Annotated in this window: 20 protein-coding genes; 14 read left to right on the forward strand and 6 right to left on the reverse strand. The window is 65.4% G+C overall.

Going from position 1 to position 24,568, the window contains the following annotated elements; translation table 11 throughout:
- The first annotated feature begins 5 nt into the window (after window positions 1–5).
- The 5 genes from ACVIHF_RS31695 (at window position 6) to ACVIHF_RS31715 (ending at window position 8,726) form a co-directional block, all read left to right on the forward strand.
- Window positions 6–2,072, forward strand: coding sequence for a sensor histidine kinase (locus tag ACVIHF_RS31695; RefSeq protein WP_176936741.1), 2,067 nt, complete (start codon window positions 6–8; stop codon window positions 2,070–2,072).
- Window positions 2,042–3,790, forward strand: a complete 1,749-nt coding sequence (locus ACVIHF_RS31700; protein WP_057019490.1) for an ATP-binding response regulator — start codon at window positions 2,042–2,044, stop codon at window positions 3,788–3,790. Before ACVIHF_RS31695 ends, ACVIHF_RS31700 begins: the two co-directional genes overlap by 31 nt.
- On the forward strand, window positions 3,787–4,524 hold the full coding sequence (locus ACVIHF_RS31705; RefSeq protein ID WP_028333805.1) for a response regulator: 738 nt from the start codon (window positions 3,787–3,789) through the stop codon (window positions 4,522–4,524). The genes ACVIHF_RS31700 and ACVIHF_RS31705 overlap by 4 nt, the downstream gene beginning before the upstream one ends.
- Before the next feature lie 229 nt (window positions 4,525–4,753).
- Window positions 4,754–7,792, forward strand: a complete 3,039-nt coding sequence (gene polA / locus ACVIHF_RS31710; protein ID WP_456793091.1) for a DNA polymerase I — start codon at window positions 4,754–4,756, stop codon at window positions 7,790–7,792.
- A 298-nt stretch (window positions 7,793–8,090) separates the two neighbouring features.
- Complete coding sequence (locus ACVIHF_RS31715) at window positions 8,091–8,726, forward strand: LysE family translocator (RefSeq protein WP_028333807.1); 636 nt, start codon at window positions 8,091–8,093, stop codon at window positions 8,724–8,726.
- A 163-nt stretch (window positions 8,727–8,889) separates the two neighbouring features.
- Here the strand turns inward: ACVIHF_RS31715 and ACVIHF_RS31720 are convergent, their stop codons facing one another.
- The gene (locus tag ACVIHF_RS31720; protein WP_456793092.1) at window positions 8,890–9,516 is read right to left on the reverse strand and encodes a glutathione S-transferase family protein; all 627 of its coding nucleotides are present in this window, start codon (window positions 9,514–9,516) and stop codon (window positions 8,890–8,892) included.
- Window positions 9,517–9,730: 214 nt separating this feature from the next.
- Here ACVIHF_RS31720 and pyrE point away from each other — a divergent pair, with 214 nt between their 5' ends.
- The gene (gene pyrE, locus ACVIHF_RS31725; RefSeq protein ID WP_057019495.1) at window positions 9,731–10,294 is read left to right on the forward strand and encodes an orotate phosphoribosyltransferase; all 564 of its coding nucleotides are present in this window, start codon (window positions 9,731–9,733) and stop codon (window positions 10,292–10,294) included.
- Between the two features lie 196 nt (window positions 10,295–10,490).
- Window positions 10,491–11,288, forward strand: coding sequence for a DUF2865 domain-containing protein (locus ACVIHF_RS31730; protein ID WP_456793093.1), 798 nt, complete (start codon window positions 10,491–10,493; stop codon window positions 11,286–11,288).
- A 107-nt stretch (window positions 11,289–11,395) separates the two neighbouring features.
- On the opposite strand, the gene ACVIHF_RS31735 is transcribed toward ACVIHF_RS31730, so the two are convergent.
- A complete protein-coding gene (locus tag ACVIHF_RS31735) occupies window positions 11,396–11,827 on the reverse strand; it encodes a hypothetical protein (protein WP_016843277.1) in 432 nt (143 codons plus the stop codon).
- A 186-nt stretch (window positions 11,828–12,013) separates the two neighbouring features.
- Between ACVIHF_RS31735 and ACVIHF_RS31740 the strand changes: the two genes are divergently transcribed.
- Window positions 12,014–12,304: a GIY-YIG nuclease family protein gene (locus ACVIHF_RS31740; RefSeq protein WP_028340469.1), complete on the forward strand. Its 291-nt coding sequence runs from the start codon at window positions 12,014–12,016 to the stop codon at window positions 12,302–12,304.
- A gap of 275 nt (window positions 12,305–12,579) precedes the next feature.
- Here ACVIHF_RS31740 and ACVIHF_RS31745 read toward each other — a convergent pair whose 3' ends face one another.
- The gene (locus tag ACVIHF_RS31745) at window positions 12,580–12,972 is read right to left on the reverse strand and encodes a hypothetical protein (protein WP_456793094.1); all 393 of its coding nucleotides are present in this window, start codon (window positions 12,970–12,972) and stop codon (window positions 12,580–12,582) included.
- 112 nt (window positions 12,973–13,084) lie between these two features.
- Here ACVIHF_RS31745 and ACVIHF_RS31750 point away from each other — a divergent pair, with 112 nt between their 5' ends.
- The 3 genes from ACVIHF_RS31750 (at window position 13,085) to rocF (ending at window position 17,664) form a co-directional block, all read left to right on the forward strand.
- Window positions 13,085–15,628, forward strand: a complete 2,544-nt coding sequence (locus ACVIHF_RS31750) for a glycogen/starch/alpha-glucan phosphorylase (RefSeq protein WP_456793095.1) — start codon at window positions 13,085–13,087, stop codon at window positions 15,626–15,628.
- Between the two features lie 134 nt (window positions 15,629–15,762).
- Window positions 15,763–16,584 (forward strand): acyl-CoA thioesterase, encoded by an 822-nt coding sequence (locus ACVIHF_RS31755; RefSeq protein ID WP_168858357.1) that lies wholly within the window; start codon window positions 15,763–15,765, stop codon window positions 16,582–16,584.
- A 102-nt stretch (window positions 16,585–16,686) separates the two neighbouring features.
- Window positions 16,687–17,664 carry an arginase gene (gene rocF / locus ACVIHF_RS31760; RefSeq protein WP_076831116.1) on the forward strand — a complete coding sequence of 326 codons (978 nt, stop codon included), beginning with the start codon at window positions 16,687–16,689 and terminating at the stop codon, window positions 17,662–17,664.
- Between the two features lie 343 nt (window positions 17,665–18,007).
- On the opposite strand, the gene ACVIHF_RS31765 is transcribed toward rocF, so the two are convergent.
- The 3 genes from ACVIHF_RS31765 to ACVIHF_RS31775 all read right to left on the reverse strand — a co-directional run bounded on the left by ACVIHF_RS31765 (window position 18,008) and on the right by ACVIHF_RS31775 (window position 21,250).
- The gene (locus ACVIHF_RS31765) at window positions 18,008–19,624 is read right to left on the reverse strand and encodes a phosphoenolpyruvate carboxykinase (protein WP_456793097.1); all 1,617 of its coding nucleotides are present in this window, start codon (window positions 19,622–19,624) and stop codon (window positions 18,008–18,010) included.
- 556 nt (window positions 19,625–20,180) lie between these two features.
- Complete coding sequence (locus tag ACVIHF_RS31770; protein ID WP_253606364.1) at window positions 20,181–20,462, reverse strand: hypothetical protein; 282 nt, start codon at window positions 20,460–20,462, stop codon at window positions 20,181–20,183.
- Between the two features lie 53 nt (window positions 20,463–20,515).
- Window positions 20,516–21,250 (reverse strand): HugZ family pyridoxamine 5'-phosphate oxidase, encoded by a 735-nt coding sequence (locus ACVIHF_RS31775; protein ID WP_456793098.1) that lies wholly within the window; start codon window positions 21,248–21,250, stop codon window positions 20,516–20,518.
- 241 nt (window positions 21,251–21,491) lie between these two features.
- Here ACVIHF_RS31775 and ACVIHF_RS31780 point away from each other — a divergent pair, with 241 nt between their 5' ends.
- The 3 genes from ACVIHF_RS31780 (at window position 21,492) to ACVIHF_RS31790 (ending at window position 24,549) form a co-directional block, all read left to right on the forward strand.
- Complete coding sequence (locus ACVIHF_RS31780; protein ID WP_016843287.1) at window positions 21,492–22,193, forward strand: response regulator transcription factor; 702 nt, start codon at window positions 21,492–21,494, stop codon at window positions 22,191–22,193.
- Between the two features lie 110 nt (window positions 22,194–22,303).
- Window positions 22,304–24,112, forward strand: coding sequence for a sensor histidine kinase (locus ACVIHF_RS31785; RefSeq protein WP_309145006.1), 1,809 nt, complete (start codon window positions 22,304–22,306; stop codon window positions 24,110–24,112).
- Window positions 24,109–24,549, forward strand: a complete 441-nt coding sequence (locus ACVIHF_RS31790) for an HPr kinase/phosphorylase (RefSeq protein ID WP_225163650.1) — start codon at window positions 24,109–24,111, stop codon at window positions 24,547–24,549. Before ACVIHF_RS31785 ends, ACVIHF_RS31790 begins: the two co-directional genes overlap by 4 nt.
- Window positions 24,550–24,568: the final 19 nt, after the last annotated feature.

Consider the following 24,568-nt stretch of genomic DNA (forward strand, 5'->3'; position numbering starts at 1 on the left):
GGACTGTGAGACGGCGGGCGGCCTTCGGGCCGCAGGGCCGTTTCCGCATCGTCCAGTTGCTGCGTGCGGTCCCGATCCGCTGGCGCATCCTTTCGATCGCCCTGCTCAACTCGGCGGTCGTGATCGTGCTGGCGGTGCTGATCTGGAACGGCTCGAAGGTGCTCGGCTCGGCCTGGGAGGATGTCCGCCAGGTGCGGGAATCCGACAAGATCCTGGCCAAGCTCGAAAGCGAGACCAGCCGTCTGCAGAACCTGATCCATCGCTACATCAATCAGCCGAGCCCGGACCTGTTCGCGGAAATCCTGCTGCTCCGCGAGGCCGTGCTCGGCACGCTGACCAACCGGGCCTCGACCGACCCGATGCTGTCAGGCTCGGTCGAGCAGCTGGAGCGGGTCACCAGCCGTTTCCTCGACGGCTTCGGCGAACTGCGCACCGTGCAGACCAGGATCGCCAAGACCTATGACGAGCAGGTGCTGTCGCCGACCAAGGACATGGCCGGGCTCTATTCGATCATCGAGGGCGCGACCGGCCATCGCGATGCGCTGATCTGGCCCGCGCTCGGCAAGTCGCGCGAGGCGTTCACCTCGCTGCTGGTCGCCGCCAACGCCTACTACCTCTCGCTTGCCTCCTCGTCGGCCGAGGAAGCCCGCCGCAACATCGATACGATCGAGCGGACGATTCCCGTCATGACCGATCTGGCCGAGAACGATCTGCAGCGCATGGCGCTGGCGCGGCTCAAGGTCAAGACCGCCGAGCTGCGCGACGGGCTCGGCAAGCTCAGCGAGCAGCTCACCAACCGCACCGATCTGCTGCGCAACTCGATCGACGCCAGCCAGGCCGATGCGATCGGCGCGATCGACGATCTCTCGGTGAAGATGCGCCAGCGCGAGCAGAAGGCGCAGGAGACGTTCGACAAGACGCTGACCTCGATCTCGCGCCGGGTGCTGTCGATTGCCGTGATCTTCCTCGGCGTCATCATGTCGGCCGGCGTCATGATCGCGCTGTCGATCCGGCTGCCGCTGGCGCAGATCATGGCCGCGATGCGCACCATCACCTCGGGTGACCTCGACCGGCCGGTGCAGGGCACGTCGGCCAAGGACGAGGTCGGCGCCATGGCGCGCGCGGTCGAAGTGTTCCGCGAAAACGCGATCGCCAAGCGCAAGACCGAGGACGAGCTGCGCACCGCCAAGGAGGAGGCCGAAAGCGCGCTGCTCGAGCTCAACACCGCGCAGCAGAACCTGATCGATGCCGAACGCCTCGCCGCGCTCGGCGGCCTCGTTGCCGGCGTCGCCCACGAAGTCAACAATCCGATCGGCATCAGCCTGACGGTGGCGTCGAGCTTTGCCCGCCGCAGCGAGATGTTCGAGAACGATCTGAAGACCGAGCCGCTGCGCCGCTCCAGGCTCGACGAGTTCGTCCGCGCCTCGCGTGACGCATCGCAGCAACTGGTCTCGAACCTGACGCGCGCCGGCGAGCTGATCCAGTCGTTCAAGCAGGTTGCCGTCGACCGCTCGCATGCCGAACGCCGCCAGTTCGCCTTGAGCGAATCCACCGACCAGATCGTGGCGAGCCTGCGGCCGGTGCTGAAGAAGGCCGCGATCGCGCTCTCGGTCGATGTGCCCGAGGGGCTCTTGATCGACGGCTATCCCGGCGCCTATGGGCAGATCTTAACCAATCTTTTCCTCAACGCCGTCAATCATGCCTTTGCCGATGGCCGCTCCGGCACCATCACCATCTCGGCGCGCGGGCGCGGCGCTGACGATGTGGAGATCATCTTCGCAGACGACGGGGCGGGCATGACGCCGGACGTGCAGCGGCAGGCGTTCGACCCGTTCTTTACGACGCGCCGCAACGAAGGTGGTACGGGCCTTGGCCTCCACATCGTCTATAACCTCGTCACCCAGCAGCTCGGTGGACGCATGATGCTGGAGTCAAGGGTAGGACAAGGCACCACTTTTCGCATTATCATGCCCAGGATCGCCAAGGGGGCTGCCAAGGGCGAGCCCACGATCGCTGACGCAGCAGCCGACGGAACCAGTCAATGGCCGAACAGGACGATGTCCTCCAACTGATCGACGATACCGAGAGCCCGCCGGAGGACTCGTCGGCCCGCAAATGGAAGATCGCCGTTATCGACGACGATCACGCCGTCCATGAAGGCACCCGTTTCGCGCTGAGCGATTACAACCTGAACGGTTCGACGCTGGAGATCCTCTCGGCTTACTCTGCGGCCGAAGGCCGCACGCTGATGCGGGACAACCCCGACATCGCGGCCGTGCTGCTCGACGTTATCATGGAGACCGACGTCGCCGGCCTCGAGCTCGTCGAGTTCATCCGCAACGAGATCAAGAACGAGACCGTGCGCATCATCCTGCGCACCGGCCAGCCCGGCCAGGCGCCGGAGCGGCGCGTCATCGTGCAATACGACATCAACGACTACAAGGCGAAGACCGAGCTCACCGCCGACAAGCTGTTCACGTCGCTGACCGCCGCGCTGCGCAGCTACCAGCAGCTCGAGCGCATGGTGCAGACGCGGCGCGGGCTCGAGATCATCATCGACGCGGCCTCGACGCTGTACGATTTCAAATCGATGCAGCGGCTGGCCGAGGGCGTGCTGACCCAGCTCGCCTCGCTGCTCAACGTCGACTGCGCCGGCATTCTGGTGCTTCGCGACGACGGCAATTCGGCGGCGGCCGATTTCTCGGTGCTGGCCTGCTCAGGCTGCTACAGCCGCTTCATCGGCACCACCTCGTCAAAGGCACTCGATCCGGACCTGCGGCACATGGTGGAGGAAGCATTCCAGCGCCGCAAGAACGAGTTCGCCGACCACCGCAGCGTGCTCTATTCGCGCACCGGCAGCGGCCGCGAGGTCGTGGTGCTGCTGCAGGCCGAGCGCCAGCTCTCCGACACCGACCGTGCGCTGGTCGAGATATTCTCGAGCCGGCTGTCGATCGCGTTCGACAATGTGATCCTCTACCAGCAGCTGCACGAGGCCAACACCCAGCTCGAGGACCGCGTCGCGCAGCGCACCCGCGCGCTGATGCAGGCCAACCGGCGGCTCTCGGCGCAATGGCTGCGGCTGCAGCGCGCCAACGGCTTCAAGAACGAAATCCTCGGCACCGTCGCTCACGATCTGAAGAATCCGCTCGGCGTGATCCTCGGCCGCACCGAGATGCTGACCGAGCTGATCGGCGCCGGCTCGCCGAAGGAAAACGTCACGTCGCAGGTCGAGCACATCAGGGACGCGACCAAGCGGCTGACCTCGATGGTCGACCATCTGATCTCGGACGCGATGGCCGATGCGTTCGACATCACCATCCGCCGCGAGCCGGTCGACGTCGCGGCCCTCGTCAACGAGGTCACCGAGGCGAATTTGCCTTCGGCGGTCAACAAGCAGCAGAGCATCTCGGTCTCGGGGCCGCAGCAATTCGTCACGATGTGCGACGCCGACCGCATCCGCGAGGCGATCGACAACCTCGTCAGCAACGCCATCAAGTACTCGCCGATCGGCGGCAAGATCACGGTCACGGTCAGCCATGAGGGCGACGACACCGTGATCCGGATTGCCGACCAGGGCCCCGGCCTCAGCCCCGAGGATCTCGGCCGGCTGTTCGGCCGGTTCCAGCGGCTGTCGGCCAAGCCGACCGCGGGCGAGAGCTCGACCGGGCTCGGCCTTTCCATTGTCAAGCGCATCATCGACATGCATGGCGGCCATGTGACCGCGCAGAGCCCGGGCCCCGGACAGGGGTCGACCTTTACGGTTACACTGCCGGCGACAGAGACATCATGAGCCAGAACCCGCATATCTTCATCGTGGACGATGAGGCACCGGCCCGCGAAATGGTCGGCGATTACCTCAAGATGCACGGCTTCGGCGTGACGCTGTGCGATGGCGGCAAGAGCCTGCGCAAGGAGATCGAGGGCTGCACGCCCGATCTCGTGGTGCTGGACCTCAACATGCCCGAGGAAGACGGGCTGTCGATCATTCGCGACCTCAAGAGCAAGATCAACGTCCCCGTCATCATGCTGACAGCTACTGCCAGCCCGATCGACCGGGTGGTCGGGCTGGAGCTCGGCGCCGACGATTACGTGGCCAAGCCCTGCGAATTGCGCGAGCTGATGGCTCGCATCCGCTCGGTGCTGCGGCGGAGCGGGCCGGCGAAAGCGGCAGCGCCGGAACCGGCGAGCGCGAAGGCCGAAAAGGAGCAGCTGGTGCGGTTCGGCACCAAATGGCTCGATCTCGAGGCCCAGGCGCTGCGCGACGACGAGGGCAACGAGCATCCGTTGACGGCGTCCGAATTCGGCCTGCTGAAGGTGTTCGCGGCCAACCCGAAGCGGGTGCTGTCGCGCGAGCGGCTCTTGGAACTCGCCAATGCGCGCGACGCGGAGGCCTTCGACCGCGCCGTCGATCTGCGCATCATGCGCATCCGCCGCAAGATCGAGTTCGACCCGACCAAGCCGTCGGTGATCCGGACCATCCGCGGCGGCGGCTACCTGTTCTCGCCGACCGGCGACAAGGCGTAGTCATTCCGGTGCCGTCCCCGTCATCCTGAGGAGCCGCGCAGCGGCGTCTCGAAGGATGCACGGCCCCGGCTGGTGGCCGTCGATCCTTCGAGGCTCGCTGCGCTCGCACCTCAGGATGACGGGACTACGCCCTGCATCATCCTCGAATTTATCGATTTGGCTGTGCGACACACCCAGAATCCACACAGCAAAGGCTGTCAATCCGCGCAAAAATCCCTAAGTTTCGGCCATGCCGAAAACAGCCTCCAAAGCCCCCGCCAAGCCCGCATCGAAGACCGACCCCAAGCCCGTTGCCGCCAAGGCCACGGCGAAGGGCGACCATGTCTTCCTGGTCGACGGCTCGTCCTACATCTTCCGCGCCTACCACGCGCTGCCGCCGCTGAACCGCAAATCCGACGGGCTGCAGGTCAACGCCGTGCTCGGCTTCTGCAACATGCTGTGGAAGCTGCTCCGCGACATGCCCGAGGACAACCGGCCGACGCATCTGGCGATCGTATTCGACAAGTCGGAGATCACGTTCCGCAACAAGCTCTACCCCGACTACAAGGCGCACCGGCCGCCGGCGCCCGACGATCTGATCCCGCAATTCGCGCTGATCCGCGAGGCGGTGCGCGCCTTCGAACTGCCCTGCCTCGAGCAGGTCGGCTTCGAGGCCGACGATCTGATCGCGACCTATGCGCGGCTCGCCAGCGAGCGCGGCGCGACCACGACGATCGTGTCATCGGACAAGGATCTGATGCAGCTCGTCAACGACAAGGTCGTGATGTACGACACGATGAAGGATCGCCGCATCGGCCGCGACGAGGTGATCGAGAAGTTCGGCGTGCCGCCGGAGAAGGTGGTCGAGGTGCAGGCGCTGGCCGGCGACTCCACCGACAACGTGCCCGGCGTGCCCGGCATCGGCATCAAGACCGCCGCGCAGCTGATCATCGAATATGGCGATCTCGATCAGCTGCTGTTCCGTGCCGGCGAGATCAAGCAGCCGAAGCGGCGCGAGGCGCTGCTCGAGAACGCCGAGAAGGCGCGGATCTCGCGCCAGCTCGTGCTGCTCGACGACAAGGTCGAGCTCGAAGTGCCGCTCGACGACCTCGCCGTGAACGAGCCCGACTCGCGCCGGCTGATCGCCTTCCTCAAGGCGATGGAGTTCACCACCCTCACCCGGCGCGTCGCCGACTACGCGCAGATCGACCCGGCCAATGTCGATGCCGATCCCGGCAACAAGAGCGGCGCGAGCGTGTTCTCGCCATTGCCGCCGTCGGATGTGACGCCTGTGCCCGGAGACGCTCCGGCATCGGCCGCGGCGCCGCTGCCGAAAGCCAAGCCGACCGGCGCGCGCGACGACAAGAATTCGAACCTGAAGGGCACGCCGGCAACGCTGGCCGAGGCCCGCGGCGAGGCGATCCGGAAAATTGGCTTCGACCGCAAGGCGTATCAGGCGATCGGCAGTCTCGATCAGCTCAACGCCTTCATCGCCCGCGTGCCCGACACCGGCTATGTCGCGATCGAGGCGATGTCGGAATCGATCGACCCGATGCAGGGCGAGCTCGCGGGCCTTGCACTGGCGCTGGCGCCAAACGATGCGTGTTACGTCCCGCTCAGCCACCGGCAGGCCGGCGGTGGCGCGGGCCTGTTCGATGCCGGCCTCGCACCGGGCCAGATCAAGACCGCCGAGGCGCTGGCGGCGCTGAGGCCGCTGCTGGAGTCCGTTGGAATCCAGAAGGTCGGCTTCAACGTCAAGTTCACCTCGGTGATGCTGGCGCAGCACGGAATCACCCTGCGCAACATCGACGATGCGCAGCTCATGAGCTACGCGCTCGATGCCGGCCGCGGCTCGCATGCGCTGGAGGCGCTCGCCGAGCGCTGGTTCGGCCACGCCGTCGTCAATTACGGCGGCCTCGTCGGCAGCGGCAAGGGCAAGCTGACCTTCGATCAGGTCACGATCGACAAGGCCAGCGAATATGCGGCCGAAAGTGCCGACGTGATCCTGCGGCTGTGGCGGGTGCTGAAGCCGCGTCTCGTCGCCGAGCGGATGACGACGGTGTACGAGACGCTGGAGCGGCCGCTGGTCTCGGTGCTGGCGCGGATGGAGCGCCGCGGCATCTCGATCGATCGCCAGGTGCTGTCGCGGCTGTCGGGCGATTTCGCCCAGACCGCTGCGCGCGTCGAGGCCGAGATCCAGGAGATCGCCGGCGAGCCGGTCAATGTCGGCAGCCCGAAGCAGATCGGCGACATCATCTTCGGCAAGATGGGATTGCCCGGCGGCAGCAAGACCAAGACCGGCGCGTGGTCGACCACCGCGCAGGTGCTCGACGAGCTCGCCGAGCAAGGCCACGAATTCCCGAAGAAGATCCTGGAGTGGCGCCAGGTCTCGAAGCTGAAATCGACCTACACCGACGCGCTGCCGACCTATGTCAATCCGCAGACCCATCGCGTCCACACCACCTACGCGCTGGCCGCGACCACCACGGGCCGGCTGTCGTCGAACGAGCCGAACCTGCAGAACATCCCTGTTCGTACCGAGGACGGCCGCAAGATCCGCCGCGCCTTCATCGCGACACCGGGCCACAAGCTGGTGTCGGCCGACTATTCCCAGATCGAGTTGCGGCTACTCGCCGAGATCGCCGACGTGCCGGTGCTGCGTCAGGCATTCCGCGACGGGCTCGACATTCACGCCATGACCGCCTCCGAAATGTTCGGCGTGCCGATCAAGGACATGCCGAGCGAGGTGCGCCGCCGCGCCAAGGCGATCAATTTCGGCATCATCTACGGCATCTCGGCGTTCGGCCTCGCCAACCAGCTCGGCATCGCCCGCGAGGAGGCCTCGGCCTACATCAAGAAATACTTCGAGCGCTTCCCGGGCATCCGCGCCTATATGGACGAGACCAAGGATTTCTGCCGTCGCAACGGCTATGTGACGACGCTGTTCGGGCGCAAGTGCTACTACCCCGACATCAAGGCCTCCAACGCCTCGGTGCGCGCCTTCAACGAACGCGCCGCGATCAATGCGCGTTTGCAGGGCACCGCGGCCGACATCATCCGCCGCGCCATGATCCGCGTCGAGGACGCGCTCACCGAGAAAAAACTCTCGGCGCAGATGCTGCTCCAGGTGCATGACGAACTGATCTTCGAGGTGCCCGACGACGAGGTCGCGGCGACGCTGCCGGTGGTGCAGAAGGTGATGCAGGACGCGCCTTTCCCGGCGGTGATCCTGTCGCTGCCGCTGCAGGTCGACGCCCGCGCCGCGAACAATTGGGACGAGGCGCATTAGAATCCGCCTCGCCCCGCTTGCGGGGAGAGGTCGGATCGCTCTTGCGATCCGGGTGAGGGGGGACAGGTCTCACCTCGGTCCTTGCACGTTGAGAGAACCCCTCACCCCAACCCTCTCAGAGCGAGCTTCGCTCGTCTCGACCTCGCATCCGCCTTCGCCCGAAGGCGGGCTTCGGCGGACAAGAGAGCGGGGCGAGGGAGCGCACCACCGCCCCGCCACATTGCTCCGAGAGCAATTCCGCGATGGCCGCGCGGCGGACGGCACGCTAGAAGCGTGCGCATCCCTCGCGAGACCCGTCATGCCCCACACATCCGCTTTGCTCGGCTTTGCGCTCATCTGCCTTGGCATGGTGCTGACGCCGGGGCCGAACATGATCTACCTGATCTCGCGTTCGATCACGCAGGGGCCGGCGGCCGGCATCGTCTCGCTCGGCGGCGTGGCGCTCGGCTTCGTGTTCTACATGCTGTGCGCGGCGTTCGGCATCACCGCACTGCTGTTTGCGATTCCCTACGCCTATGACGCGCTGCGCTTTGCCGGCGCGGGCTATTTGCTGTGGCTGGCATGGCAGGCCGTGAGGCCCGGCGGCCGCTCGCCGTTCCAGGTCAAGGCGCTGAAGGTCGACGGCCCGCGCAAGCTGTTCGCGATGGGCTTCGTCACCAATCTGCTCAACCCGAAGATCGCGATGCTCTATCTGGCGCTGCTGCCGCAGTTCATCGATCCCGCCGGCGGCAGCGTGCTGACGCAGTCGCTCGCGCTCGGCTCGATCCAGATCGTGATCAGCGTCAGCGTCAACGCGATGATCGCGCTCGCCGCCGGTTCGATCGCGGTGTTCCTCGGCACCCGCCCGACCTGGCTCCTGGTGCAGCGCTGGCTGATGGGCACGGTGCTCGCAGGGCTGGCGATGAAGATGGCGCTCGAGGCGCGGCGGGCCTAGCGAGTACCCTCTCCCCCTGTGGGAGAGGGTGGCTTCGATGCTTCGCATCGAAGCCGGGTGAGGGGTCTCTCTCCACGAATTCACTCGCGGAGACAACCCCTCATCCGGCGCTTCGCGCCACCTTCTCCCACAAGGGGGGAAGGAAGAAGGCGCGGACTGCCCCTCAATCCAGCTTTGCCTCCATTCCCCGCTTCGTCGCCGGGCGGGCCATCAGCGTCTCGTACCAGCGCTTGACGTTGGGGAAGTCGGCCAGCTCGACCTTGTGGCGCGGATGGCGCCAGGCCCAGCCGAGGATGGCGAAATCGGCGACCGAGAGATCGCCGGCGACGAATTCGCGCCCCTGAAGCCGGCGGTCGAGCACGCCGTAGAGCCGCCGCGTCTCGGCCATGTAGCGCTTCAGGCCGTAGGCGCGGTCCTGCTCGTTCTCCAGCGCGATGAAATGGTGTACCTGGCCCGGCATCGGGCCGAAGCCGCCCATCTGCCACATCAGCCACTCATAGACCGGGATCCGCTCGGAGAGCGGCTTCGGCAGGAACTTGCCGGTCTTCTCGCCGAGATAGAGCAGGATCGCGCCGGACTCGAAAATGCTGACCGGCTTGCCGCCCGGCCCATCCGGATCGACGATCGCCGGGATCTTGTTGTTCGGGCTGATCGCGAGGAAGGCGGGCGCCATCTGTTCGCCCTTGCTGATGTTCACCGGGATCACCTGGTAGGGCAGCCCCATTTCCTCCAGCGCCACGGAGATCTTGCGGCCGTTGGGGGTGTTCCAGGTGTGCAGCTCGATGGTCATTTCCGCTTCCCGTGCAAGTGTTTGGGCAAGTGTTTGGCCGAGTGTTTGGCGCCTGCTTACGGGGAACGGAACGGCCGCACAACCGCGCTTTCCGGAAAGCACGCCCGCGGAAATCGCGGCTTGGGCACTGTTGACGGCCCGATTTCCACGCTGGAATGTGCCGGTAAGCGTGGATAGATTGCCGCCCGCCTCAAACCCTCAAGGGAAAAAGTCTTTGTCCAAATCAGCCTCCCGCGCCCGCCTCGCCGAGATCATCCGCAAGCGCTCGTTCGGCCGCGGCGAGATCACGCTGGCGTCGGGCCGCAAGAGCGACTTCTATTTCAACCTGAAGCCGACGATGCTCGATCCCGAGGGCGCGGCGCTGCTCGCCGAGCTCACCTATGAAGCGCTGAAGGACGACAAGCTTGATTTCGTCGGCGGGCTCGAGATGGGCGCGGTGCCGCTCGCCGGCGCCATCGCGCAACTGTCCTGGCTGAAGGGCCACCCGATCGCGGCGTTCTTCGTGCGCAAGAAGCCGAAGGAGCACGGCGCGAAGCTGTCCGTCGAAGGGCTGGCGAAGGGCGAGAGCCTTGCGGGCAAGCGCATCGTCATCGTCGAGGACGTCACCACGACGGGCGGCTCGGCGCTGAAGGCGGTGGAAGCCGTGCGCGAGGCCGGCGGCGAGATCGCCCTGGTCTTCACCATGGTCGACCGCGAGGAAGGCGCCACCGAGACGTTCGCCGAAGCCGGGCTCCAATTCCGCGCGCTGTACAAGGCCGGCGAGTTCCTGAAGGACTGAGTTTATTCCCTCCCTCTCCCCGCAAGCGGGGCGAGGTGGAAGGGGCGGTTCGCGCGACCTCGCCTTCGTGTGACGCCGTCACCCCAAATCAATCGCTCGTTTACCATCGCGCACTAGGGTGAAGCCGCCGGGGCAGCTTGTCGCCGTGGCGCGTCGGGTGGAGTTGGCGTTGCGTACAGAGTTGAGTGATCGGCGCATGCGGCGCCGCGTGATGCTGGGCGCCGCAGCCTTTGCGGGTTCCGTCCTGGTGGTGCCCGCGCCTGTATCGGCCGAAGGGCTGTTCGACTTCTTCTTCGGCGGTTCCCAGAAGCAGCAGAGCCGGCAGGCGCCGCCGCAGGCCAATTTCTTCGCCGATCCGTTCGGCCTCAACCAGCAGGCTGAGCGGCAGCCGTCTGCGCCCATCTCGGCGCCGCGGGTGGCCGGTTCCGGACCGGCGTATTGCGTGCGCAGCTGCGACGGCAAGTATTTTCCGCTGACGATGCGCGGCAACGCCACGCCGGCGCAGCTTTGCCAGGCGTTCTGTCCGGCGAGCGCGACCAAGGTCTATTACGGCAGCCATATCGACAGCTCCGCGTCGAGCACGGGCGAGCGCTACGCGGACAGCGAGAACGCCTTCGCCTATCGCAAGGCGTTGCGCGCCGACTGCACCTGCAACGGCCGCGACCCGGCGGGGCTCGCGCCGGTCGACCTCGCGCTCGATGCCTCGCTGCGCGCCGGCGACGTGATCGCGACCACCGACGGCCTCGTCGCCTACACCGGCATCCGCGTCGGCAACGAGCAGTCGTTCGACTTCACGCCGGTCGCCTCCTATCCCGGATTGACCTCGGCGGTCCGCGCGCGGCTCGGCGAAATGAAGGTCGCCCCTGTCAGCGCCGAGATCGCCGGCGACGCGCCGCCGCCGGAAACCAGAAGCGATGTCGCGCCGTCGCCGCCGTCGTCTGTTGCGCCGAAGGGCAACGCCGCAAAGCCGGCAAGGCGCGCCGAAGTGAACTGACGGGCGTCAGCCCGTCATTCCGGGATGGTGCGTAAGCACCAGACCCGGAATCTCGAGATTCCGGGTTCGATGCGTCGCATCGCCCCGGAATGACATCGCGACAACTATCAGCGCGCCACGATCACGCCGATCACGTTCGGCGCGGCCATGTATTTCTCCTCGATCGCGGCCCGCGCGGCCGCGCGGTTCTCCGGATTGAGGATGCCGCGCTTCTCGGCGAGGATCATCCAGCAATAGCCCCACCAGTCCGTCAGCATGCCGTGATCGTCGACAAGATCATAACCCTGCTCGCCGGCGAAGATCCGCGCATGCGCTTCATCGAGCGAGTCGAGCCAGGCGTGATCCTCGTCCGAGAACAGCTCGTCGCTGAAATCATCCGTGGTGTAGCCCCAGATTGACATGCAGACCGCGTTGAACTCGCGATCGAGCTGGTCGTCGTCGATCGGCTGGCGGCGCGAGGCCTGGTGCAGCCGCGACAGCGACCGCGCGAAATCGGCAATCCGGGTCAGGGCGAATTGATCGAAGGCGATGGTGGACATGTAGTCCTCGCAGAGACTGAAAGACCATAGATATTGTGTCGGCGCAGCCGCCGAATCACAATGATATATCAAAGACTTGCTAAAGTGTTCTTAATTCGTTCTGATGCCATCAGTAGACGTCGCCCCGGCGAAGGCCGGGGCCCATAACCACCGCTATCGGACATCTCACGTGATCGGTGCCCCGAAATGAATGCCGCAGTCTATTACGTCTACATTCTCGCGAGCCGCCGCCATGGGACACTCTACGTCGGCGTCAGCAACGATCTTTGCAATCGGCTTACGCTTCACCGCTCTGGACACGGCTCACAGTTCGTCAAGAAATACGGCGTCACGCGACTGGTTTATGTGGAGGTCTACGCCACACCGCAGGAAGCGATCGCACGGGAAAAAGCGCTGAAGGAATGGCGCCGCGACTGGAAGATTCGCCTGATCGAGAAAGACAATCCGGAGTGGGGCGACCTGTCGCATCTTCTCTGACGGCTGTGGTTGTGGGCCCCGGCCTTCGCCGGGGCGACGAATTGCGGTGACTGCCCTCGCCTCATGAAAAAGCTGACACAGCGCCCCCAAAAGCAATTCGGGCCGCTGACCAGGTCAGCGGCCCGTTGAAAATGGCTTCGGAATGAAATGCGTCGGAGCTGAAAAACGTGCCCGCCCCACGAGCGACAGCTGTGTTTGTAAAGGCTCCGTTAAGGCTTGGAAATCCGTATCACCACGGTGTCCCGATTGAGCGTGAAAGCGCGTTGCGCGGCCGCTCAATTCGCTGCCGAGAGCAGCTTGTCGCCGCAGGCATTCGCGAAGAACTTGCCGCCGCATTGCCGCTTGATGGCGGCGCAGCGCGCGGCGGGCGATGCGTTCTGCGCCGCGCTGAAGCCGCAACTCAGGCCGTCGGCGCTGCGGGCCGGTCTGCCCGCGGCATCGGCTGCGCTGGTCGCCGTGATGCACACCACGAGCAACGCCGCGGCCGCGATTTCGATCAAGAGTCTCATCACGCATCCTCCGGTCAATTGTCGCGAAATCCCGGCTTCTGCAGCGCCATCGTAGCACCCATGACGGCTGGTCCGGAAGGTTCCCGAAGCGGCCCGGTCCTTGCATAAAATCACGGCAGCGCTGTGTATGGCATCGTCCCTGACGGTTTCGATTGCCATGCAAGGCGGGTATCATTGCGCTGGAGCGTGATCGGAAGGCCGCGGAACCGGGATTTCCCGGGGGAACCATGCTCCACCAATGAGATGGGGTCATGATGCCGGTCATCGCATCATGTTCCGGTTTGAACGGCAGGGATTGGGCGCGTTGCAGGAACAGACAAACTACCCGGCATTGAACCAGCCGATCGACGAGCTGGCGCTGACCGAGATCAAGAGCGCGATCCTGGCCAAGCTCCGGCTTGCGATCGGCAAGGACGCCACCGTTGCGACCAGACGCGACTGGTACAAGGCCGCGGCGCTGACGCTGCGCGACCGCATCGTGCACCACTGGCTGACGGCCGAGAAGCAGAGCTACGACGCCGGCGCCAAGCGCGTCTATTATCTCTCGCTCGAGTTCCTGATCGGGCGCCTGTTCACCGACGCGCTCAACAATATGGGACTGCTGCCGCTGTTCGAGGCGGCGCTCGGCGACCTCGGCGTCGATCTCTCGGACCTGCGCAAATGCGAGCCGGATGCGGCGCTCGGCAATGGCGGCCTCGGGCGGCTTGCGGCCTGCTTCATGGAGAGCATGGCGACGCTGGCGATCCCCGCGACCGGCTACGGCATCCGCTACGATTTCGGCCTGTTCCGCCAGATCATGAACCATGGCTGGCAGCAGGAATATCCCGATGAATGGCTCGCCTTCGGCAACCCCTGGGAATTCCAGCGGCCGGAGGTGGTCTACAACGTTCACTTCGGCGGCCACGTCGAGCACATCGACGAGCGCGGCCGCGACCGCGCCACCTGGCATCCGGCGGAAACCGTCGAGGCCATGGCCTACGACACGCCGATCGTCGGCTGGCGCGGCCAGCACGTCAACGCGCTTCGCCTGTGGTCGGCGCATGCACCCGATCCGCTCGAGCTCGACGTCTTCAACACCGGCGACTACGTCTCGGCCAGCGCCGAGCAGGCGCGCGCGGAAGCAATCTGCAAATTCCTCTATCCGAACGACGAGAGCGCGGCAGGCCGCGAGCTCCGGCTGCGCCAGGAATATTTCTTCGTCTCGGCCTCGTTGCAGGATCTCGTCAAGCGGCATCTCGCCTCCGACGGCGGCCTGCGCAACCTTGCGCAGAAGGCGGCCGTGCAGCTCAACGATACCCATCCGAGCCTTGCGGTCACCGAGTTGATGCGCATCCTGGTCGACCTGCACAATTTCCGCTGGGACGAGGCCTGGAAGATCACGGTCGCGACCCTGTCCTACACCAACCACACGCTGCTGCCGGAGGCGCTCGAGACCTGGCCGGTCGAACTGTTCGAGCGGCTGCTGCCGCGGCATCTCGAGATCATCTACCGCATCAATGTGGCCCATCTCGCGCTCGCCGAGGAACGCTTCCCCGGCGACATCGAATATCGCGCCTCGGTCTCGCTGATCGACGAGCGCAGCGGCCGCCGCGTGCGGATGGGCCAGCTCGCCTTCGTCGGCTCGCACCGCATCAACGGCGTCTCCGCGATGCATTCCGACCTGATGAAGGAGACCGTGTTCCACGACCTGCATCATCTCTATCCGTCACGCATCACCAACAAGACCAACGGCATCACCTTCCGCCGCTGGCTGATGCTGGCCAACCCGCGGCTGACCGCGCTGCTGCGCGAAACCTGCGGCGAGGCCGTGCTCGACGACTTCTCGCTGCTCGAGCGCCTCGAGACCCATTCGAGCGACCTGGAATTCCAGAAGCGCTTCCGCGACGTCAAGCATCACAACAAGCTGGCGCTGGCGCGGTTGATCCGCGAGCGCAACGGCATCCAGGTCGATCCCTCGGCGCTGTTCGACGTGCAGATCAAGCGCATCCACGAATACAAGCGGCAGCTGCTCAACATCCTGGAGACGATCGCGCTGTATCACGCGATGAAGGACGATCCGCGGCGCGACTGGGTGCCGCGCGTGAAAATCTTCGCCGGCAAGGCGGCGGCGAGCTACCGCTACGCCAAGCTGATCATCAAGCTGATCAACGACGTCGCCGAGGTCGTCAACAACGACGCTTCGCTCCGCGGCAGGCTGAAGGTCGCCTTTCTCGCCGACTACAATGTCAGCCTCGCCGAGGTGATCATTCCGGCCGCCGATCTCTCCGAGCAGATCTCGACCGCCGGCATGGAGGCGTCCGGCACCGGCAACATGAAGCTCGCGCTGAACGGTGCACTGACGATCGGCACGCTCGACGGCGCCAATATCGAGATCCGCGACAATGTCGGCGAGGAGAACATCGCGATCTTCGGCCTCGAGGCCGGCGACGTCATGGTCCGCCGCAAGCAGGGATTGGACGCCAGCGACGCGATCCGCAAATCGCCACGGCTGGAGCGCGCGATCCGCGCCATCGAGAGCGGCGAGTTCTCGCCCGGCGATCCCGCACGCTTCGCCTCGATCGGGCACGCGCTGCGCTACCTCGACCACTACATGGTCTCGGCCGATTTCGATTCCTACTACGACGCGCAGCGCGGCATCGACGCCCGCTGGATGGTGGCGCCGGCCTGGACCCGCGCCTCGATCCTCAATGTGGCGCGCATGGCCTGGTTCTCCTCCGACCGCACCATCCGCGAATATGCCGAGGACATCTGGCACGTGCCGATGCATCCGGGTGCCTCGCCGCAGCTCGGCAACCAGCGCGAGGCGAAGGGATAATCCCGGGACGCGGAAATCGATTACGCCCGACGTCATTGAAATCAGCGCAATGCTCGCGATATTGCATGACGAACGTCATTGCTCGTCATTGCGTATGGCGATACGGAAGCGCCAGTCGATATTGAAAGACCTGCATGCTCACCAAGACCCCGCACCTTTTCGATGAAGCCACCGCCGTGACCGCCGGCGACAGCCGCTGGCAGGGACGGACCAGCCCGGATTACTGGGCGTTCGTCGGCCCGTTCGGCGGCTGCACCGCCGCGACCATCCTGCGCGCGCTGATGCAGCACCCGCAGCGCGCGGGCGATCCGCTGGCGCTGACGGTCAACTACTGCGCGCCGGTCGCCGAGGGCGCGTTCGACCTCGATGTCCGCCTGGTCAAGGCCAACCGCTCGAGCCAGCACTGGTCGGTCGAGATGACGCAGGGCGGCGGCGAGGTCGCGACGCTGGCAACCGCCGTGTTCGCCGAGCGCCGCCCGTCCTGGTCGCACCAACCGGCCGGGTTTCCGGGCGCCGTGCCGTTCGACGAGCTGCGGTCCTTTCCGAAACTCAAGATGACCTGGGCCAACCAGTACGATTTCCGTTTCGCCGAGGGCGAGCCGAAGTTCGCCGGCGGCGGCGGCGCGAAACAGCCGTCGAGCCCGTATTCAAAGCTCTGGATCGCCGACCGTGTGCCGCGCAAGCTCGATGCGCTGTCGCTGATGTCGATGTCGGACGCGTTCTTCGGCCGCGTCTTCCACGCAAGGCACGAGCTGGTGCCGTTCGGCACCGTGTCGCTGACGACCTATTTCCACGCCGACGCGGCCGACCTGGATGCGGAGGATACCACCCGCGTGCTCGCCACCGCCGACGCCAAGAGCTTCCACAAGAGCTACGGCGACCAGCACGGCGAATTGTGGTCGCCGTCCGGCCGGCTGCTCGCGACCACGACGCAGATCGCTTATTTCAAGGCGTAGCCAAATATCCACATTGGTCTGTTACGACCGCATTGCCTATTTCAAGGGTTGAGGGAACATTGGCACGTCGCTTCTGTTCCACACCTTTGGGAGCACTGCTGCATGTCCGAAGCCGACACGTCAAAGCCCTCGCGCATCGCCCTGCTTGGCGTTCCCATCGAGATCGGTGCATCGCAGGCCGGCCCGCTGATGGGACCGGATGCGCTGCGCACCGCGGGCATCGCGCGCCTGCTCGAGCAGCTCGACTTCCAGGTCGATGATCACGGCAACCTTGCGATCCCCGCCGTTGTCGCCGACGGCCCGGTGCCGGCCAACACCAGGTTCTATGACGAGGTGAAGACGTGGACCCGCGCGCTCTCCGAGCGCGCCTATTGGCTGGCGCATTCCGGCGCGATCCCGATCTTCATGGGCGGCGATCACTCGCTGTCGATGGGGTCGATCAACGGCGTCGCGCGCTACTGGCAGGAAAAGGGCCGGCCGCTGTTTGCGTTGTGGGTCGACGCGCATGCTGACTACAACACGCCGGCCACCACCATCACCGGCAACATGCACGGCATGTCGGCCGCGTTCCTGTGCGGCGAGCCCGGTCTCGACGATCTGCTCGGCGGACTGCCGCGCGCCTCGATCCCGCCTGATCAGCTCGACCTGATCGGCACGCGCTCGGTCGATCCGCTGGAGCGCAAGCTGCTGCGGCAGCGTAATGTGTCGATCGCGGACATGCGCCAGATCGACGAGTTCGGCGTCGCCGTGCTCACGCGCCGCGTCATCGAACGCGTCAGGGCGAAGAACGGCGTGCTGCATGTCTCGTTCGATGTCGACTTCCTCGATCCGGCGGTGGCGCCCGGCGTCGGCACCACGGTGCCCGGCGGCGCGACCTATCGGGAAGCCCATCTCATCATGGAGCTTCTGCACGATTCCGGGCTGGTGCGCTCGCTCGACATCGTCGAGCTCAATCCCTTCCTCGACGAGCGCGGCCGCACCGCGCGTGTCGCGGTCGAATTGATCGGCAGCCTGTTCGGCCTGCAGATCACCGACCGGCAGACGCCGAGCAACGCGGTGCTGCCGGAGATGGGGGAGTAGTGGAGCGTGCTCTACTCTAACCCGTCATCCTGAGGAGCGCGAAGCGCGTCTCGAAGGATGGACGGCCGCAGGCGGGCCGTCGACCCTTCGAGACGGCCGCTGCGCGGCCTCCTCAGGGTGACGGATCGAAAAGTGCGCGCTCCGCCCCGTCCCGTCATCCTGAGGTGCGAGCGGAGCGAGCCTCGAAGGATGCACGGCCCGGCCGTGGCCGTCGACGTTTCGAGACGCGCGCGATGCGCTCCTCAGGGTGACGGAATTAGCAGTCGCGCGCGCTCGCCAGACATCAAAACAAAAAAGGCGGCCACGAGGGCCGCCTTTTCAAATCGCGTATCGCTTGCGCGGCTTACTCCGCCGCCAGCTTCACTTCCGGTGCGGCGGCGCGGACTTCGGCGTCGACCTGCGCTTCGAACTTGGCGAAGTTCTTCTGGAACATGCCGACCAGCGCACGCGCGGTCTTGTCGAACTCGACCTTGTCGGCCCAGGTCTTGATCGGATCGAGGATGTGCGGCTCGACGCCCGGCAGCGAGGTCGGCACCGCGAAGCCGAAATACTTGTCGGTGCGGAAGTCGGCGTTGCGGAGCGAGCCGTTCAGCGCCGCGGTGAGCAGCGCGCGGGTCACCTTGATCGGCATGCGGCGGCCGGTGCCGTACTTGCCGCCGGTCCAGCCGGTGTTAACCAGCCAGCAATCGACATTGTGCTTGGCGATCAGCTCGCGCAGCATGTTGCCGTAGACCGACGGATCGCGCGGCAGGAACGGCGAACCGAAGCAGGTGGAGAATTCCGGCTGCGGCTCGTTGCCGAGGCCGCGCTCGGTGCCGGCGACCTTCGCGGTGTAGCCGGACAGGAAGTGATACATCGCCTGCGCCGGCGTCAGCTTGGCGATCGGCGGCATCACGCCGAAGGCGTCGGCCGCGAGCATCACGACGTTCTTCGGATGCGGCGCGCAGCCGGTGCGCGAAGCGTTCGGGATGAAATCGAGCGGATAGGCCGAGCGAGTGTTCTCGGTCTTCGAGCCGTCGTCGAAATCGGGCACGCGATCATTGGCGCCGAGCACGACGTTTTCCAGCACCGCGCCGAAGCGCTTGCTGGCGGCGTAGATTTCCGGCTCGGCTTCGCCCGACAGCTTGATGCACTTGGCGTAGCAGCCGCCTTCGAAATTGAAGACGCCGTCCTCGCTCCAGCCATGCTCGTCATCGCCGATCAGCGTGCGCTTGGGATCGGCCGAGAGCGTGGTCTTGCCGGTGCCGGACAGGCCGAAGAAGATCGCGGTGTCGCCGTCGGAGCCGACATTGGCCGAGCAGTGCATCGGCATCACGCCCTTCTCGGGCAGGTAATAGTTCAGCGTGGTGAACACGCTCTTCTTCATCTCGCCGGCATATTGCGAGCCGCCGATCAGGACGATCTTGCGGGCGAAATCGATCGCGACGACGTTCTCCGACTTGCAGCCGTGGCGCTTCGGATCGGCGCGGAAGCTCGGCAGGTCGATGATCGTCAGTTCGGGCACGAAGCTCGCGAGCTCAGATGTTTCGGGACGAATGAGCAGCGTGCGGATGAACAGCGAGTGCCAGGCAAGCTCGGTGAAGACGCGGGTCTTGATGCGATGCTTCGGATCGGCGCCGCCGTAAAGATCCTGCGCGAACAGCGTCATGCCTTCGGCATGCTTGAGGAAGTCGGCATGGAGCGTGGCGAACTGCTCCGAGGTGATCGACTGGTTGCCGGCCCACCACATGTTCTTGTCGGTGAGATCGTCGCGGACCGTGAACTTGTCCTTCGGACTGCGCCCGGTGAACACACCGGTGTCCGCGCAAAGCGCGCCATCGGCCGACAGCACCGCTTCGCCGTTACGCAGCGAATGCTCGTAAAGCTGAGGTGCGCCATAATTCCAATGCACGCCCTTGAGATTTTTTAAGCCGAATTTGTCGGCGCCGAAGGCACCGTTATGTACGCCCGTCTCTTGCACGAAGAACCTCCTCGAACCCGCGTATCCTTGTTCGCGCGAATGTCGCCAATCGCGCCCCGCCGCGGTGACCGTGATCAGAATATAGCCTCTCGGCTTCGGTCCGGCGACCTAATAGTGGGGATCGCCAAGCTTGCCAAGCCAATCGAACGGCTTTTGGCTGATTCCAAGGCAGGCCCATCATCTGGCGCAAATACCGCAGCGCGAAACCCTTTCGTCTTGCTTTCGTTTTCTCATTGTTTTGCCGGCAGTCGGGCGACGTTTCATCGCCTTTCCCGCCGCGCACGGAGCTTTGCGATGCACAAAAAGTGCCAGCCGGCGGGCGGCGCGTTCGCCGATCGAGGCGGACGGCGCGGAGAATGCCGGGTATGCATTTCGCGCTGAGGATGTATCGTTGAGATGAGCCGCCGCGCGTTGACGCAGCGCTGCAGAGCCGAGCATGACCATCGTGTTGCACGCGGCACCACCTGATCGGCATTGAGCTGCAAGTGAGAAGCTGCTGATGAGCAGTTTCGATTGCGCTCAACACGCCTTCGTCGAAGCCCGATTGGTACAACGCTCAACTGCGGTGAACGTTCCGCAACGCGTAGCGTTCGGCGGCGAGGCGATCGCTGACCCCGCGATCGATGACCCCGCGATCGATGATAACGCAATCAGCGTGGTCGCACGCGCGCGTCATCGCGGTCGACATCGCGATCCGGCTGATTTTCGGATGCAGCCGCGCCAGACATTCTTGCATGCAGATCGAGCCAACGGGCGATGACACGACACGCCCGTGCGAAATGATCGCGCTGTCAAATCCGGACCGCGCAATCGCGCCGCCGCAGCCATGCGACACCATGCCTCGCCACGGCCGCAGCGCCGCCGTGCGGACAGGTCTTTCTCCTATCCTTGCTATCCGTTGGCGCGCGCCTCGCCGGCGAGCCGCACCAGCATCTTGCGCAACTCGGTGCCGGTGGTGACGCGCTCGGGGAAATCCAGCCGCAACGTGTCGCGGCCGGCCTGCATGTCCATGCCGTCAGGATCGCAGCCGGTGCAGAGCCAGTCGGCACTTTCCGCGCCGAGCAGCCGCGTCGCGTAAAGGTTCATGGCCTCGCGGTGATCCTCGTTCATATGCGCCACCGCGCCGGGCTCGGCTTCGAGCAGCGCCTCGGCTCCGCCGAGATCGGTCAGGAATTGCGCGGGTTTGAGGTCCACGATGCGGCCGAACCCGGCGACCAGATGGGCACCGCTTGGCTTGATCCGGAAGAACGAGAAATCCTTAAATTCCACAAAGGCTTCCGCTGACGGATGGGCAGCGAGATAGCGCCTTCGGACGAGCTCCCGCCCGGCCTCCCCGACCTCTTCCGCCTTGCCCGCCAGCATGATCCGGGCGCCCTCCAGCGGATCGCCCTCGGCGCGCTCGTCCAGCATCAGCGACACCCGGCTGTCGGCCAGGACGTTCTTGGTATGCAGCGCCAGCCGGGAAATCAGCAGGATCGGCGAGCCGTCGGGATGGCTGGCCAGATTGACCAGCGAGCAATAGGGATCGCCGGTGCCGGCCATCAACGTGGCGAGGGCGCCCTGGCGGCTGCGGCGGAGCAGCGAGCGGGCAAGGTGGGCAGGATCGAAGTCGGCGGTCGGTTGCATGGGCCTATCGGGTCAATTTATGGGCGAATCGGGCGGGTTCCCTATGAAAAAAGGGCCTTTTCTCATGGTCTAAGGGTGCTATATGGGGACCCATCGCGTGGGTCGCAGAAGCGGATTTTTGCGGAACTCGGTCACACTTCAGCCCAGCTTGCATTGCTCGTTGACCGCGTTCGAAGCCCAATTCTACGGCGCGTCGCCAGAGTGCCCGCCGTCTAAGCCACTCTCATTGTGAAAGCAGCACATGCCCACAATCGCCCTGGTCGACGACGACCGCAACATTCTCACTTCGGTTTCGATCGCGCTCGAAGCCGAAGGCTATCGCATCATGACCTACACGGACGGTGCGTCGGCGCTGGATGGGTTTCGCACGTCGCCGCCCGATCTCGCGATCCTCGATATCAAGATGCCGCGCATGGACGGCATGGAAACGCTGCGCCGGCTGCGCCAGAAGTCCGACCTGCCGGTGATCTTCCTCACCTCGAAGGATGAGGAGATCGACGAATTGTTCGGCCTGAAAATGGGCGCCGACGATTTCATCCGCAAGCCGTTCTCGCAGCGCCTGCTGGTCGAACGGGTCAAGGCCGTACTCCGCCGCGGTCAGCCGAAGGATCCGACCGCCGCGCCGAAGGAGCCGGACGCCCGCGCGCTGGACCGCGGCCTGCTGCGGATGGATCCGGAGCGCCACACCTGCACCTGGAAGAACGAGCCGGTGACCCTCACCGTGACCGAATTCCTGATCCTGCAGGCGCTCGCCACCCGCCCCGGCGTCGTGAAGAGCCGCAATGCGCTGATGGACGCGGCCTATGACGACCAGGTCTATGTCGACGACCGCACCATCGACAGCCACATCAAGCGGCTGCGCAAGAAGTTCAAGGTGGTCGACGACGACTTCGAGATGATCGAGACGCTGTACGGCGTCGGCTATCGCTTCAAGGAAGCCTGATCTGCGCTTCCCGGGCGGCTTGTTAACTGACAGGCTCCGCACGGCTGGGGTAAGCTCGGGCGAACGATTGCTTCGCGGGACGACATCCATACCAACCGGCAGCTTTGCCAGTGCTTGATCGAACGCAGCTCGAGCAAGGCCTGAATACCGAGGACGCGTCACAGCTCCTCGATCAGGACGCCGTTGCCGAAGACGTCGCGCAGGACAAGGGCTGGCGCCGTCCGCTCGGCTGGCTGCGCCGCGCCGGTCAGTTCTTCTTCGCGCTGTCGTTCTCGAGCCTGACGCGCCGCATCGTCTCGCTCAACCTTGCCGGCCTCGTCGCGCTGGTCGCCAGCATCCTCTATCTCTCGCAATTCCGTGCCGGGCTGATCGAGGCCCGCACCCAGAGCCTCCTAGTCTATGCCGAGATCATCTCGGAGGCGATCGCGGCCTCGGCCACCGTCGAAGGCAATACCGTCACGATCGATCCCGATCGCCTGCTCGACCTCAAGCCCGGCGAAAGTTATGGCCAGCCGGATGAATCGGCGGATTTCCCGATCAATCCCGAGCGGGTCGCGCCGGTCCTGCGCCGCCTGATCGCGCCGACCAAGACGCGGGCCCGCATCTTCGACCGCGATGGCGGCCTGATCCTCGACAGCCGCAATCTGTTCGCGCGCGGCGACGTGCTGCGCATGGAGCTGCCGCCGCCGTCGGAGAAGCCGTCGCTCTACGAGAAGACCAAGGCGACAATCAAGACCTGGCTCAACCGCGGCGACCTGCCGATCTATCGCGAACTCGGTCCCGAAGGCGGCAAGGGTTATTCCGAAGTCGCGCAATCGCTCGAGGGCATGAAGGGCAGCGCCGTGCGCGTCACCGAGCGCGGCGCGATCATCGTGTCGGTTGCCGTCCCGGTGCAGCATTTCCGCGCCGTGCGCGGCGCGTTGATGCTGACCACCCAGGGCGACGACATCGACCAGCTGGTGATGTCCGAGCGCCTCGCCATCCTCAAGATCGGCGGCGTCGCCTCCGCCGTCATGATCATGCTGTCGCTGTTGCTGGCGAGCACGATCGCGGGCCCGGTGCGGCGGCTCGCCGACGGCGCCGAGCGCGTCCGTCACCGCATCCAGACCCGCGTCGAGATTCCCGACTTCACCGGGCGCCGCGACGAGATCGGCCATCTCTCCGGCGCGCTGCGCGACATGACCAACGCGCTGTACAGCCGCATCGAGGCGATCGAGATGTTCGCCGCCGACGTCGCCCATGAGCTGAAGAATCCGCTGACCTCGCTGCGCTCCGCGGTCGAGACGCTGCCTTTGGCGCGCAACGACAACAGCCGCGCGCGGCTGCTCGCCGTGATCGAGCATGACGTCAGGCGGCTCGACCGCCTGATCTCCGACATCTCCGACGCCAGCCGGCTCGATGCCGAATTGCAGCGCCAGGACATGGCGCCGGTCGATCTGCGGCGGCTGCTGACGACGCTGACCGGCGTCGCCAACGAGACCAGGCTCGGCCACGACGTCGCCGTCGAAGCCCGCTTCGAGGGCCGCGGACCGACCGATACGCTGTCGGTGCCCGGCCATGATTCACGGCTCGGCCAGGTGATCTCGAACCTGCTGTCGAACGCGCAATCATTCTCCAAGCCGGGCGACAAGGTGCGCATCGTCTGCCGCCGCAGCCGCGGCGAGGTCGAGATCGTGGTCGACGATGACGGGCCCGGCATCGGCGAGGACGCGCTGGAGCGGATCTTCGAGCGCTTCTACACCGACCGGCCGCACCAGGGCTTTGGCCAGAACTCCGGCCTTGGGCTTTCGATCTCCAAGCAGATCATCGAAGCACATGGCGGACGCATCTGGGCTGAGAACCGCGCTGGCCCTGCGGACGCAGACGGCAAACCCACCATCGCCGGCGCACGCTTCGTGGTCAGGCTGCCGACACTATGAGCGACAATTCAAGCGTGCACGCATCCGCCGTTCTGGTCGGCGAGCGTGCGGTGCTGATCCGCGGCCCGTCGGGCGCCGGCAAGTCGCGTCTCGCCTTCGACCTGATTCTCGCCGGGCGCACCGGAGCGCTTCCGCCGGCCATTTTGGTGGGGGATGACCGTGTCCATCTCGACACAGCCGGCGAACAATTGTGGGTTCGTCCGGTCCAGCAATTGGCTGGCCTGATCGAGATCCGAGGCCTCGGAATCCGCCATTGTCCGTTCGCAAGTGAAGCCGTGGTCGGCTTGATCGTCGACCTCGCCGCTGACGACGCCGAGCGGCTGCCGCCGCCGGAGACGCTCACGATTCGCCTTAATGGTGTTTTGTTACCGCGAATTCCCGTCGGCACTGGCTTCCAACCCCTGCCGCTGGTTGTCGCCGCGCTGACGACAACCTGAAAGTTCATGTTCCCGTAAT

It is taken from the genome of Bradyrhizobium sp. USDA 4506 (genome assembly GCF_054058795.1).

Excerpts from the sequence above, each read along its gene's own strand:
- ACVIHF_RS31700 (WP_057019490.1), top strand. The coding sequence starts at position 2,042 with ATGGCCGAACAGGACGATGTCCTCCAACTGATCGACGATACCGAGAGC.
- ACVIHF_RS31705 (WP_028333805.1), top strand. The coding sequence starts at position 3,787 with ATGAGCCAGAACCCGCATATCTTCATCGTGGACGATGAGGCACCGGCC.
- polA (WP_456793091.1), top strand. The coding sequence starts at position 4,754 with ATGCCGAAAACAGCCTCCAAAGCCCCCGCCAAGCCCGCATCGAAGACC.
- ACVIHF_RS31715 (WP_028333807.1), top strand. The coding sequence starts at position 8,091 with ATGCCCCACACATCCGCTTTGCTCGGCTTTGCGCTCATCTGCCTTGGC.
- ACVIHF_RS31720 (WP_456793092.1), bottom strand. The coding sequence starts at position 9,516 with ATGACCATCGAGCTGCACACCTGGAACACCCCCAACGGCCGCAAGATC.
- ACVIHF_RS31730 (WP_456793093.1), top strand. The coding sequence starts at position 10,491 with ATGCGGCGCCGCGTGATGCTGGGCGCCGCAGCCTTTGCGGGTTCCGTC.
- ACVIHF_RS31735 (WP_016843277.1), bottom strand. The coding sequence starts at position 11,827 with ATGTCCACCATCGCCTTCGATCAATTCGCCCTGACCCGGATTGCCGAT.
- ACVIHF_RS31740 (WP_028340469.1), top strand. The coding sequence starts at position 12,014 with ATGAATGCCGCAGTCTATTACGTCTACATTCTCGCGAGCCGCCGCCAT.
- ACVIHF_RS31745 (WP_456793094.1), bottom strand. The coding sequence starts at position 12,972 with ATGGCAATCGAAACCGTCAGGGACGATGCCATACACAGCGCTGCCGTG.
- ACVIHF_RS31750 (WP_456793095.1), top strand. The coding sequence starts at position 13,085 with ATGTTCCGGTTTGAACGGCAGGGATTGGGCGCGTTGCAGGAACAGACA.
- ACVIHF_RS31755 (WP_168858357.1), top strand. The coding sequence starts at position 15,763 with ATGCTCACCAAGACCCCGCACCTTTTCGATGAAGCCACCGCCGTGACC.
- rocF (WP_076831116.1), top strand. The coding sequence starts at position 16,687 with ATGTCCGAAGCCGACACGTCAAAGCCCTCGCGCATCGCCCTGCTTGGC.
- ACVIHF_RS31770 (WP_253606364.1), bottom strand. The coding sequence starts at position 20,462 with ATGGTGTCGCATGGCTGCGGCGGCGCGATTGCGCGGTCCGGATTTGAC.
- ACVIHF_RS31775 (WP_456793098.1), bottom strand. The coding sequence starts at position 21,250 with ATGCAACCGACCGCCGACTTCGATCCTGCCCACCTTGCCCGCTCGCTG.
- ACVIHF_RS31780 (WP_016843287.1), top strand. The coding sequence starts at position 21,492 with ATGCCCACAATCGCCCTGGTCGACGACGACCGCAACATTCTCACTTCG.
- ACVIHF_RS31790 (WP_225163650.1), top strand. The coding sequence starts at position 24,109 with ATGAGCGACAATTCAAGCGTGCACGCATCCGCCGTTCTGGTCGGCGAG.